Raw genomic sequence first — 12,392 nt, forward strand, 5'->3', positions numbered from 1 at the left:
TTGGTCGTCTCCGTTCAGGTCGCCAGGGGTTTGTAGACGATGGCGTCCATTTCGATCCGCGTTGTGATGACGGCGCGCGCCTCCACGGTGGTGCGGGCCAGAACGGCCCCGTCGAAGTATTTCTTGAACACGCCGTTGTAGCGGCCGAAATCGCGCGGATCCTCAAGGTAGGTGCACACCCGGACGACGTCCTGCAGGGTGGCGCCTTCCTCGGCGATGATGCGGCGGATCGCTTCGATGGTGCCGGCGGTCTCATCCTCGATCGAGCCGATCAGCATGTTGCCGTCGGCATCTTTCGAGACCTGTCCCGACACGAAGATGAAATCGCCCGCCCGCACAGCGGGGTGAAAGGGCAGGTTCGGGTTCTTCTTGCCGATGGCGTAGTGCTGATCGGACTTGCGGGTTTCGGTCATGGGCACCCTCAGAAGGCGTTGGTTTCGATGATGTCGACACCGTGGATCCGGTCGACGAGGTAGATCAGGCCGCGGCTGTCGATGGTGACGTCGTTCGACGAAGGCCGCTCCGATCCTGTGGGCGTGTCGGGCAGGAAATGCCCGACCTCCTTCGGGGCGAAGGGATCGGCGAAATCGACCAGACGAAGACCTTGCGCGAACCATGCGAACGGGATGACCGTACCCGCGAACCGTTCCGACGGCTGGTGACAGCCCGTCATCGGCGGTTGCGGCGCGCCGTCGGTGTCCAGCCCGGGCACTTGCCATGTGGCGATCGGTGTGGGCAGCGTTTCGACGGTGATGTCGTAGACCCATGTGAAGGCGGGCGGGGCGGGCCACAGCTTGGCCACGTCCTCGTCCGCCACGATCATGATGTCGCGGCCCTTGATCGGTTCCTTGAACGGCAGGCAGGTATGGGTCGGATGCGGGAAGGCCGGTGAGGTATTGACCGCCGCGATGGCCTTCGGCTTCGACATGTCCGAGATATCGAGGATGAAGAGCCCGTGATGCCAGTAGCTGACATAAAGCCGGTTGCCGCGCCGGATCGGGTGGTGACAGCGGGGCGATGTCCAGTTGTCCCACGGATAATCCTCGCCCCCGGCTGCGTGCTGGCCGGGAATCCACCAACGCCCGACTTCGACCGGGTTGGCCGGGTCGACCAGGTCGAGGATCATCACGATGTTGCCGATGTACCCTTCGGCGGTGGGCGAGATGTACGCATAGCGCCCGTCGAAATCGTAGCGATGCACGCCACGCCCGCCGGTCACCCATTTTGAGATCATTTTCGGTTCGGCCGGTTTCGAGACGTCATAGACGGCCAGCCCGCCGCCGAAATCGCGATCCCCGTCCTGCCCCAGCTTTTCGTGGTTGACGATCATGATGTCGCCCGACACCCGCACCTTGTGAGAATGCCAGCCATCGGGCACGTCGATCCGGGCGATGATCTTCGGTTTGCGCGGATCGGCGACGTCGACGATGGTCGTGCCCGACGGGTTGCGCATGTGGCCGATGTAAAGCGTCGTGCCTTCCACCCAGACCTGACCGCCGCCGGGGCAGTCGATATGGGCCAGGTGGGTGCAGTTGGCCGACCGGCCCGGCGTTGTCGTGTTCGAGGCGTCCATCATGACCACCGCGTCACAGAAGACGCGTGATGTCGCCGTCGGCCGTCTGGCCCCACGACTTGTAGAGCGCGAGCTTCTTCAGCGTCGGCTCGTCCGAGGCGACGAACATGTAGACTGGATCGGTATCGCTGTCGTTGTGATGTTCGCACCACGCCCCGCCCGGCACGGCCAGCGTGTCGAAGGCGTTCCAGTCGAAGCGTTCGCCGTCGATGATGGAATGACCCTTGCCTTCGAACGGGGCGACCAGAAGGCTGGCCGTCTGGCGAAGGGGCAGGGTCTTCTCCCCCGGGCGCAGCATCTGGGCGAAGAAGGTGATTGTCTTGAACACCGGCTCGCCACGGGTCGGGTCGGTATATTCGACCATCAGCGCCTCGTGCGGGTCGCCTTCCACGTCGCGGAACCGGTCGAAGATCTCCAGCATCCGTTCCCAGCGGTAGACATACATGGGAGAGCTCAGGCCCCCGCCGCGGTAATGGTCGACCCATCGCGGTGTCATGCCGCCAGCCCCGTAGATCGCCTGCGAATAATCGTCAGGGACGTTGGCCGTCTGGGTGCGTTTCTTCACCGTCACGCCGTTTTCGATCTCGGTGTATTCGTGATCGAAATGGATGGCGTTCAGCGTTTCGATCAAAGGCAGGTCCAGCACGGACAGGTTCACCGCTTCCTCGTCGCCGATGGTGCCGTGATTGTGCCATGCATCGTTCGGGGTCAGCACCATGTCGCCGGGGCCGAAGGTGATGTCCTCGCCCGCGACGCCGGTGAAATTCCCCTTGCCGGTGAGCCCGAAGCGGATCGCGCTGGGCGAATGCTTGTGCGGCGGCATGATCTCGTTGGGATCGTTCAGGCGGTACGCGGTGTACATGGTCGAGACACTGGCGCGGCGCGGCTTCAGGCCGGGATTGCACAGGATCAGGCTGCGCCGTTCGCTGTCATCCATCGAAATCAGCTTGGCCGACAATCGCAACAGGGGCTCGATATCGTCGGCATAGCTCCACTTGTAGGGCAGGGCCTTGGCGGTCGCCATCAGCTGGCGGACCTCGTCATTGGTCACGTCATCGGTCGTGGCCCAGAACGGGAACATGTGCTTGTTGGCGACATCTTCATACAAACCGGCAAGCGCAGCATCGCGGTTGCTTCCGGCGTTGGTCTCTTTCACGGCGGCGTCGGTCATCGGGAAGGTCCTTCTCCTAGAAGAGTCCCCTAGACGTTAACCACGGTATCGTACCATGGCAACAAAATGGTTTAGTATTTGGTTTCATGCCGATCCGCGTGCCGAAATTTGCGGCGCAAGCCGGATTGGTCAATAAAGGAAGCCGATTCAGAGTTCTTTCGTAGCCGATTACCGAGGCGCTGGACTGTGTGAATGTCCGAAAAGCCTAAAATAAGACCAAATATATCGGTATTGGTATCGAAACTCACGCCACGGCGGCCGCGGGCGATTCGCTGGCAGTGGCTTTGCCGAGCACGAGGTCGGCCGCGGTTTCCGCGATCATCAGCACTGCCGCGTTGATGTTGCCGTTCGGCAGATCAGGCATGACCGAAGCATCGACCACGCGCAGCCCTTCGGCCCCCAGCACCTTCAGATCCGGTCCCACGACACTGCCGGGATCATCCGGCAGCCCCATCCGGCACGTGCCGGCGGGATGATGCACGGTGATCGAGGTGGCGCGGATATGCGCGTCGATATCCTCGGCCGTGCGGCAGGCCGGGCCGGGCGCGATCTCGTCCTTCACGAAGGGCGCCATTTCGAACGCGGCCCCCAGTTCGCGGGCCATGGCAAAGCCTTCGCGCAGGACCTGCCAGTCATGGTCGTTCGACAGGAAATTCTGCCGTATCACTGGTGCGGCAGCCGGATCGGTGGACCGCAGCTCCACTTCGCCCCGCGCGTCTGGCCGGGTCAGCACCAGCCGTGTGGCGAACCCGTCGGCAAAGGGTTGGCGGAACGGTTTCAGGTAGGGCCACGAGGCCAGCGGCGCGGCGGTGAACAGAAGCTGGATATCGGGCACATCGGTGGCCAGAGATGACCGCAGGAAAGCGGTGACACCGCCCGGAACGTCGCCCGAGAATCCGTTGCCGCCAAGATAGGTCCGCGCGAGGTCGGGTGCGATCCGGTCGACCCGCATCATGCGGTGGAACGGTCCGGGCTCGCGCCGATGATACATCAGGATGACCGAGACGTGATCCTGCAGGTTCCGCCCCACGCCGGACAGCGGCAGAACGGTGTCGATCCCCTTTGCAGCAAGGCCTTCGGGCGCACCGATCCCCGACAGCATCAGCAATTGCGGCGTGTTGATGACCCCGCCCGCAAGGATGACTTCGCGCGCAGCCAGGGCGGTTTCGCGCGTCCCGCGGACGCTGTAGGTCACGCCAGTGGCGCGGGTGCCCTGCATGTCGATCCGTTCGGCCAGCGCGCCCGTCTTCACCGTCAGGTTGGGCCGTTTCAGGGCCGGACGCAGGTAGGCATTCGCGGCGCTGGCCCGGCGGCCGTTGCGGATGCTCATCTGCAGCCGGCCGAAACCTTCCTGTTCGGCGCCGTTGTAATCGTCGGTCCAGCCCGCGGCGCGGCGCCCGGCTGCCGCGAAGGCATCGACCAGCGGGTCCTCGTAACTGCAATACTGGGTGCCGACCGGCCCGTCCCCGCCCCGCCAGTCCGACGCGCCCTGTTGCCAGCTTTCCTGCTTGCGGAAATAGGGCAGGGTGGCGTCAGGCCCCCAGCCCGACAGGCCGTAGGTGTCGGCCCAGCGGGCATAATCGCCCCGGTTGCCGCGCACATAGGCCATGGCATTGGTCGAGGACGACCCGCCGATCACCTTGCCACGCGCGCATTCCACGGCGCGCCCGTCGACGGAAGGTTCGGGTTCGCAGAAGTAGCCCCAGTCGTGCCGGCGCTCCTTGAAGATCATGCCCCAGCCCAGCGGAATATGGATCAGCGGATCCCGGTCCCAGCCGCCCGCTTCCAGCAGAAGAACGCGCACCGAGTGGTCGGCGCTCAGCCGGTTGGCCATGACGCAGCCCGCGGAGCCCGCGCCCACGATCACATAGTCGTATTCGGATTTCATCGGGTTCTCCTGCTGCTCTTGTCAGCGAACCATTGGCAAACCGTTCATGTCAATGGTATTGGTCGGGTCAGACCCGTTGGAACCGCACCCGGCGGCGCGCTGCCCGATCCCAAGGCATCGGCCAGTTCTGCGCCCCGCAAGAAGAACAATGAGCAGGTGACATGAACGACGCGACACAGGACAGCCCCGAGGATATCACAGACCTGCGCCAGGCTCTGAAAGAGATGTCGATGCAATCGGGCGGTCTGCCTCCCGAACGGCAATTGGCGAAAGATCTGAACGTCCCGCGTTCGCGCCTGCGCCGTGCTCTGGCCGACCTGCGGGACGAAGGCGAACTGCCCCCGGCCAAGCCCGGCCGCCGTGCCGTCCGGCAGGAAGCATCGCGGATCGAAGGCTTCGCCCGCGTGGCCAATCCCACCGACGTGATCGAACTGCGTATCCTGCTGGAGCCGAACTTTGCCCGGCTGGCCGCGATCCGTGCCTCGGCACTGGAAATCGCGCGCATCACACGCGCGGCGACCACTCGGCCCGAAGAAAGCTATGGCGGCGCCGATCTGGCCTTTCACCAGGAAGTGGCGCGCGGATCGCGGAACGCGCTGGCGGTCGAATTCTACCGCCTCCTGCGCGAGGTCGGGACCGACAGCCGCGTACGCCTGCCGTCGCGCAAGCCCCTGTGCCCCGACCGCCGCGCCACGCGCGACCGCGAGCACATGGAGATCGCCCGCGCCATCGCCGAACGCGACCCCGACCGGGCCGAGGCCGCGATGCGCGCGCATCTGGCCAATGTGCAGCGGCTGATCCACGAACGCCTGACGCCCGATCCGTCGGAGGATTCGGCGCGGCTGACCGGCAGCAGCGTCTGACGCGGGTCGTCTTGTATCCGGTCGGAGCAGTGGCGGGGAGACAGGGATTCGAACCCTGGGGACGCTCTCACGCCCAACGGTTTTCAAGACCGCCGCATTCGACCACTCTGCCACCTCCCCGAAGGTGCCGGGTCGAAAACCCGGGGCCGTTACTGGTTGGCGGGTCTAGTCAGCGCCCGCGCGCATGGCAAGGAGAATTGCGGCACGGAACCGCGCGGATGTTCAGATGACCACCCGCAGCGTCAGGTTAATCCGGCCGCCCTTGGGCAGCACGCGCGAGGAACCGAAGCGGATGCGGTCAATCCCGTGATAGGCCAGCCGGGCCGCGCCGCCCATCACCACCACGTCGCCCGAGCCCAGCCAGATCGATTCGGTCGACCCGCCCCGCGTCGTTTCGCCCATCCGGAACCGGGCTTCGTCCCCCAGCGAGATCGAAAGGACCGGCCACGAGAAATCGGCCTCGTCCTTGTCCTGATGCAGGCCCAGCTTGGCGTTTTCGTCGTAGTAGTTGACCAGGCAGCATTCCGGCAGGCGTTCGTCGGTGCAAAGCGCCGTCCAGATATCCAGGATCGGTTGCGGGATCGGGGGCCACGGCACGCCGGACGGATGATGCTCTATATACCGGTAGCCCGCCTTGTCGGTGAACCAGCCATAATCGCCTGCCGAGGTCATACGCACGCTCATCGGCTTGCCGCGTGGTGTTACGGGCCGATAGAGCGGCGCGGTTTTCAGAACCGGGCGCAACGATTCGACCAGCCCCGACTGGGCAGAAGGGTCGAGCCAGTTCTTGTAGATCTGGAAGCCGCGGATCGTGATGGGAGTAGGGGCCTGCATGGACATCACCCGTAACGGGAATGGGAGTGAAATGGAAACGCCTGTACGCAAAGCTGCCCGGAGGTCACATTATACGTCGAGAATCGTAAAATCCGGCGTTGAAGGCTGGTTGCAGCCCATTGGGACGGTCCCTATATACGCCGGGACGCGCGCCAGTGCAGCCGCCTTTCCGCGGACCTCGGGTCGGGCCAGGCAGCACCGTACCGGATCGCGCTTAGCAATCGGGACGGGGATGCCGTGATGGGTCACCGCCTCGGGTTATCGCCTTGTAAGTCATAAGGGATCGAAAATGAGCAAAGTAATCGGCATCGACCTCGGTACTACCAACAGCTGTATCGCGATCATGGATGGCTCCAATGCCCGCGTGATCGAAAACTCGGAAGGGGCGCGCACGACGCCCTCGATCGTCGCCTTCACGGAAGACGAACGCCTTGTCGGCCAGCCTGCCAAGCGCCAGGCCGTTACCAACCCTGAAAACACCGTCTTCGGCGTCAAGCGTCTGGTCGGTCGTCGCATCGACGACCCGGATGTGGCCAAGGACAAGAAGAACCTGCCCTACACCATTGTCGATGGCGGCAATGGCGACGCATGGGTGCAGTCGCGCGGCGAGAAATACTCGCCCTCGCAGATCTCGGCGTTCATCCTGGGGAAAATGAAGGAAACCGCCGAAAGCTATCTTGGCGAAGAGGTGACGCAAGCCGTCATCACCGTTCCGGCCTATTTCAACGACGCCCAGCGTCAGGCCACCAAGGACGCCGGCAAGATCGCGGGCCTCGAAGTGCTGCGGATCATCAACGAACCGACGGCTGCGGCGCTGGCCTACGGGCTCGACAAGAAGAACACACACACGATCGCGGTCTATGACCTTGGCGGCGGTACCTTCGACGTGACCATCCTGGAAATCGACGATGGCCTGTTCGAAGTGAAATCCACCAACGGGGACACGTTCCTGGGCGGTGAAGACTTCGACATGCGCATCGTCAACTACCTGGCGGACGAGTTCAAAAAGGAACACGGCGTCGACCTGACCCAGGACAAGATGGCCCTGCAGCGCCTGAAGGAAGCCGCGGAAAAGGCGAAGATCGAACTGTCGTCGTCCAGCCAGACCGAAATCAACCAGCCCTTCATCTCGATGGGGTCGAACGGTCAGCCGCTGCACATGGTCATGAAGATGTCGCGCGCCAAGCTGGAAAGCCTGGTCGGCGACCTGATCAAGCAATCGATGGCGCCGTGCAAGGCGGCCCTGAAGGATGCGGGCCTGTCGGCCTCCGACGTGGACGAGATCGTCCTTGTCGGCGGCATGACCCGCATGCCCAAGGTCGTCGAGGAAGTGACCAAGTTCTTCGGCAAGGAACCCCACAAGGGCGTGAACCCGGACGAAGTCGTCGCCATGGGCGCCGCGATCCAGGCCGGCGTGCTGCAGGGTGACGTGAAGGACGTCGTTCTTCTCGACGTCACGCCGCTGAGCCTCGGCATCGAAACGCTGGGTGGCGTGTTCACCCGCCTGATCGACCGCAATACCACGATCCCGACGAAGAAGAGCCAGGTTTTCTCGACCGCCGAAGATCACCAGAGCGCGGTGACCATCCGCGTCTTCCAGGGTGAGCGCGAGATGGCGGCCGACAACAAGATGCTTGGCCAGTTCAATCTGGAAGACATCCCGCCGGCCCCGCGCGGCATGCCGCAGATCGAAGTGACCTTCGACATCGACGCCAACGGCATCGTGTCGGTCGGCGCGACCGACAAGGGCACCGGCAAGGAACAGAAGATCACGATCCAGGCCTCGGGCGGTCTGTCGGACGCCGACATCGAACAGATGGTCAAGGACGCGGAAGAAAACGCCGAAGCGGACAAATCGCGCAAGGAACTGGTGGAAGCCAGGAACCAGGCCGAAAGCCTTGTCCATTCGACGGAAAAATCGCTGGAAGAGCATGGCGAGAAGGTCGATCCGTCGACCGTCGAAGCCATCGAACTGGCCATCGCCGCGCTGAAGGACGAACTGGAAACCGACAACGCCGACAAGATCAAGGCGGGCATCCAGAACGTGACCGAAGCCGCGATGAAGCTGGGAGAAGCGATCTACAAGTCCGCCCAGGAAGAGGCCGGAGAAGAGCCGAAATCGTCGGATGACGGCCCGTCGGGCGATGACGACATCGTCGACGCGGACTTCGAAGATCTCGATGACAGCAAGCGTGCGTAACGCATAACCGGGCATGAGGCGGGCCGGTCCGGATCCCGGGCCGGCCCGTGTACGTTCCGCTTTGGAGTGATTTCATGTCGAAGCGCGACTTTTACGAGGTTCTGGGCGTCGGTCGCTCGGCCTCGGCTGACGAAATCAAGAAGGCCTATCGCAAGAAGGCCAAAGAACTTCACCCCGACCGCAACGCCGACGATCCCAAGGCCGAAACCCGGTTCAAGGAAGCGAACGAAGCTTACGAAGTTCTGAAGGACGGTGAGAAGAAGGCGGCTTATGACCGCTTTGGCCATGCCGCGTTCGAAGGCGGCGGCGGTGGTCCGCGCCCCGGACAGCAGGGTGGCTTCAGCCAGGGCGACTTCTCTTCGGCGTTCTCGGATGTGTTCGACGACCTGTTCGGCGATTTCATGGGCGGCGGTGCCCGTGGCGGCGGCGGACGCCGTGCGGCGCGCGGGTCGGACCTGCGCTTTAACCTGCGGGTGACGCTGGAAGATGCCTTTGCCGGAGTGCAGCGCACCATCAAGGTGCCGACGGCCGTGGCCTGTTCCGCCTGCGAAGGCTCGGGCGCCGAAGGCGGCGTGCAGCCGACCTCGTGCCCGACATGCTCCGGCATGGGCAAAGTTCGCGCGCAGCAGGGCTTCTTCACGGTCGAACGCACCTGTCCGACCTGTTCGGGCCTGGGCCAGATCATCAAGAACCCGTGCAAAAGCTGCGGCGGCGCGGGCCGTGTCGAACGCGAGCGGCAGCTGTCGGTGAACATCCCCGCGGGCGTCGAGACGGGCACCCGGATCCGCCTTGCCGGCGAAGGCGAGGCCGGGATGCGCGGCGGGCCTCCGGGCGATCTCTACATCTTCGTCGATGTCGAAAAGCACGGCCTGTTCGAACGCGACGGCAACGATCTGTACTGCCGCGTGCCGGTGTCCATGGGCAAGGCGGCCCTTGGCGGCTCGATCGAGGTTCCGACGATCGACGGCGGCCGCGGCCGGGTCCAGATCCCGCCGGGCAGCCAATCGGGCCGGCAGATGCGCCTGCGCTCGAAAGGCATGCCCGCGCTGCGCGGTGGTGCCGGGGGCGACATGTATATCGAGCTTGCGGTCGAAACCCCGGTCAACCTGACCACCCGCCAAAAGGAACTCCTGCGCGAGTTCGACGAGCTGAGCGAAGACAACCACCCCGAGGAAAAGAGCTTCTTTTCCACGGTGAAGTCCTTCTGGGATTCGATGAAGGGTTAAGCCTGTCGTCGCAGCATCCGTAGGATGCGTGGTCCCCACGCACCGCAACGCTGCGGCGAAACGCATGGTGCGTGGACTCGCGCACCCTAAGAATGCGGCCGGTGACGGGCAGAATTTTGCCCGCCGCCCCGCCATCTGAGAGCCCTCGTTAACACCCCGTTCACCAATCCTGCGGCATGTTTCCGTCATGACCAGCCGCAACTCATTTCAGGAGGCCCCGCTGCCCCTTTTCGGCAGTGACGAGGCCATGCCCGCCGCTTTGCCCGAAGGCCGTCTGCCGTCCTACATCAAGGACCACCGCCGCCGCCTGCGCGCACGGTTCCTGATGGGCGGGGCGCAGGCCATGCCCGATTACGAACTGCTGGAGCTGGTCCTCTTCCGGGCGATTCCGCGGCAGGATGTGAAACCCTTGGCGCGCGCGCTGCTTGAGCGGTTCGGGGATTTCAACCGCGTGCTGGCCGCGCCGGCGCATCAACTGGCGGAAGTGGCCGGCGTGGGAGAGGCCGTCGTCACCGATCTGAAAATCGTCGAGGCCGCCGCCCACCGGATGGTGCGTGCCAAGGTCATGCAGCGGCATGTGCTTTCAAGCTGGGATTCGCTGCTGGATTACTGCCACACCACCATGTCCCACCGGGCGACGGAACTGTTCCGGGTGCTCTTCCTCGACACCCGCAACACCCTTATCGCGGACGAGGAACTGGGCCACGGTACCGTCAATCATGTCCCCGTTTACCCGCGCGAAATCGCGAAGCGCGCGCTGGAACTCGATGCCACCGCACTGATCCTTGTCCACAATCACCCGTCGGGCGATCCCACGCCGTCGCAAAGCGATATCGACATGACAGAGCAGGTCAACGCCGCCTGCCAGGCGCTGGGGATCGCGCTGCACGATCACCTGATCATCGGCAAGTCGCGGGAGCTTTCGTTCCGGTCCGAAGGCTATCTGTAGCCCCTGCCGTCGATCCAGACCTCGACCCGGCGGTTCACCTGCCGTCCCCATTCGCTGTCATCACAGGCCATGGGCAGGGCTTCTCCGAAGCCGGTCGTCTCAAGTGTCACCCGTTCCAGCCCCGACTCCTCGGCAGCCGCCACGACCGCGTCGCGCACTGCGCTGGCCCGGCGTTGGGAAATCGCGCGGTTAGGCTCGGCTGGGCCTTCCCCGTCCGAAAACCCCACGAACAGCAGGCGGTTCATGTCGTAGGTTCCGGCTTCCAGTGCATGGGCCAGTTGCAGGACATTGCTGCGGGATTGCGCATCGGGCCGGGCCGAGCCGGTTTCGAACCGGAAGGTCGTCGTCAGCCGGGAGAGAGGGGAAAGCGTGCGAACCATCTCTTGCAGGTCGCCAAGGCTTGTTTCCGGCCCGGCCGCATCGATCGCGTTGGCCAGCCGCTTGCCCTGGTCGGCGATGGACACGTGTTCCGGTGCCAGATCGACGAAACCGGCGCGGCGGATCACCAGTTGCGCGGCGGGGCTGCTGGCATAGGCCAGGAACTGCCGTGCCACGGTCGGCAGGCGGCGGGCGGGGAGGTAGAGGAACAGCGGCGCGGTGAGCGGATAGTCCTCTGTCTTGACGGCCCGGCGGGTCGCCGCAACTTCGAATCCGCAGGGGCCGGTCAGCATCACCGGGCGCGCGGCGCCGATGGCGGAGAAGCTGACAAGCCCGATGGCGAAGGGATCGACGGACACGGCCCGCGACACCGCCCGGCTGTCCGGCGGGCGCTGGATGCCAGAGCTAAGCGACAGCCCCGCAGGACGCATCAGGCGGTCGCTGACGGCTTGGGCAAAGCCGTCCTGCGGGTCCGGCATCACCAGCGTGATCGGCGCGTCCTGGCCGTCGAGCATTTGCCAATTGTCGATCTCCCCCGCGAAGACCTGCGCCAGTTCGGGAATCGACAGCGAGCGCACCGGATTTTCCGGAGAGATCACCGGCACGATGGCATCGAGCGCCACGACACGGCTGCGGTTGGGCAGGGTCATGTCGCCCATACCCGCCTCCTGCGCGAGGGCCTTTTCCATGAGCCGGATCTCGCGCGTGGTCATGACGATATCGGCCTCGTTGGCCAGAAGATCGGCAAAACCTTCATCGGTGTTGGTGGCGCGAAAGGTGAATTCGGCGATCTCGGTCAGCGGCTCCGGCGTGGACAGCGTGTAGTGCAGCTCGCGCGCGTCCCGCCCGGGCAGGCGCTCAGTGACATAGCCGTTGCGCAGGGCGAAACCTTCGACCAAGGCGGGCAGCAGCGTTTCGGCCATCGATCCCGCGCCCGAGAACGCGATGCGGGCCACGAACCCCGTCAGGGATGGACAGCCGGGCCCGTCGCAGATCACGCCCGACCCGTCGATGGTGAGCTCGCCGTAGATCGTGTCGACGCGGTAGAATTCGCCATCGAAGCCCAGGAGCGTGCCGCCGATTTCGACCTGTCCATCGCGGGATGTCAGAGTCACGTCCTGCGCCGCGGCAGGCCGCGCGAGACCGATCAGTGCCGGTGCGGCAACGAGAAGTGCGGCGGCAAGGGCCGCACGGAAGAACGCCATCAAGAGCCTATCGGAGCTGTCCCTGTCTGGCGGCGATCTTCAGGACATCCGCTGCATTGATCAACACCTGAACGCCACCCCCCGCAACACGGTGCGCAAGGGCTG

At 64.4% G+C, this 12,392-nt stretch carries 10 protein-coding genes and 1 tRNA gene; 4 read left to right on the forward strand and 7 right to left on the reverse strand.

Going from position 1 to position 12,392, the window contains the following annotated elements; genetic code table 11:
• Positions 1–14: 14 nt before the first annotated feature.
• The 4 genes from D4754_RS01975 to D4754_RS01990 form a co-directional block, all read right to left on the reverse strand.
• Positions 15–413, reverse strand: coding sequence for a RidA family protein (locus D4754_RS01975; protein WP_121061102.1), 399 nt, complete (start codon positions 411–413; stop codon positions 15–17).
• Positions 414–421: 8 nt separating this feature from the next.
• Positions 422–1,573 (reverse strand): LVIVD repeat-containing protein, encoded by a 1,152-nt coding sequence (locus D4754_RS01980; protein WP_163025746.1) that lies wholly within the window; start codon positions 1,571–1,573, stop codon positions 422–424.
• Positions 1,574–1,586: 13 nt separating this feature from the next.
• Positions 1,587–2,744: a cupin domain-containing protein gene (locus D4754_RS01985; RefSeq protein ID WP_121061106.1), complete on the reverse strand. Its 1,158-nt coding sequence runs from the start codon at positions 2,742–2,744 to the stop codon at positions 1,587–1,589.
• Between the two features lie 244 nt (positions 2,745–2,988).
• Positions 2,989–4,632, reverse strand: a complete 1,644-nt coding sequence (locus D4754_RS01990; RefSeq protein ID WP_121061107.1) for a GMC family oxidoreductase — start codon at positions 4,630–4,632, stop codon at positions 2,989–2,991.
• A 161-nt stretch (positions 4,633–4,793) separates the two neighbouring features.
• Between D4754_RS01990 and D4754_RS01995 the strand changes: the two genes are divergently transcribed.
• Positions 4,794–5,495 (forward strand): FadR/GntR family transcriptional regulator, encoded by a 702-nt coding sequence (locus D4754_RS01995; protein ID WP_121061109.1) that lies wholly within the window; start codon positions 4,794–4,796, stop codon positions 5,493–5,495.
• A 30-nt stretch (positions 5,496–5,525) separates the two neighbouring features.
• Here D4754_RS01995 and D4754_RS02000 read toward each other — a convergent pair.
• Both D4754_RS02000 and D4754_RS02005 read right to left on the reverse strand, forming a co-directional pair.
• Positions 5,526–5,615, reverse strand: a tRNA-Ser gene (locus tag D4754_RS02000).
• 102 nt (positions 5,616–5,717) lie between these two features.
• Entirely contained in the window at positions 5,718–6,329 is a 612-nt protein-coding gene (locus D4754_RS02005) for an alpha-ketoglutarate-dependent dioxygenase AlkB family protein (protein WP_121061578.1), read from the reverse strand.
• A 289-nt stretch (positions 6,330–6,618) separates the two neighbouring features.
• On the opposite strand from D4754_RS02005, the gene dnaK reads away from it, so the two are divergent.
• From dnaK to radC, 3 genes are all read left to right on the forward strand, one after another.
• Complete coding sequence (dnaK, locus tag D4754_RS02010) at positions 6,619–8,529, forward strand: molecular chaperone DnaK (RefSeq protein ID WP_121061111.1); 1,911 nt, start codon at positions 6,619–6,621, stop codon at positions 8,527–8,529.
• 74 nt (positions 8,530–8,603) lie between these two features.
• Positions 8,604–9,755, forward strand: coding sequence for a molecular chaperone DnaJ (gene dnaJ, locus D4754_RS02015; RefSeq protein WP_121061113.1), 1,152 nt, complete (start codon positions 8,604–8,606; stop codon positions 9,753–9,755).
• Positions 9,756–9,942: 187 nt separating this feature from the next.
• The gene (radC, locus tag D4754_RS02020) at positions 9,943–10,704 is read left to right on the forward strand and encodes a RadC family protein (protein WP_121061115.1); all 762 of its coding nucleotides are present in this window, start codon (positions 9,943–9,945) and stop codon (positions 10,702–10,704) included.
• Here the strand turns inward: radC and D4754_RS02025 are convergent.
• Positions 10,695–12,287, reverse strand: a complete 1,593-nt coding sequence (locus tag D4754_RS02025) for a phosphate ABC transporter substrate-binding/OmpA family protein (RefSeq protein WP_121061117.1) — start codon at positions 12,285–12,287, stop codon at positions 10,695–10,697. The genes radC and D4754_RS02025 overlap by 10 nt on opposite strands.
• Between the last annotated feature and the right edge of the window lie 105 nt (positions 12,288–12,392).

The organism is Chachezhania antarctica (assembly GCF_003646465.1).
GTDB lineage: Bacteria > Pseudomonadota > Alphaproteobacteria > Rhodobacterales > Rhodobacteraceae > Chachezhania > Chachezhania antarctica.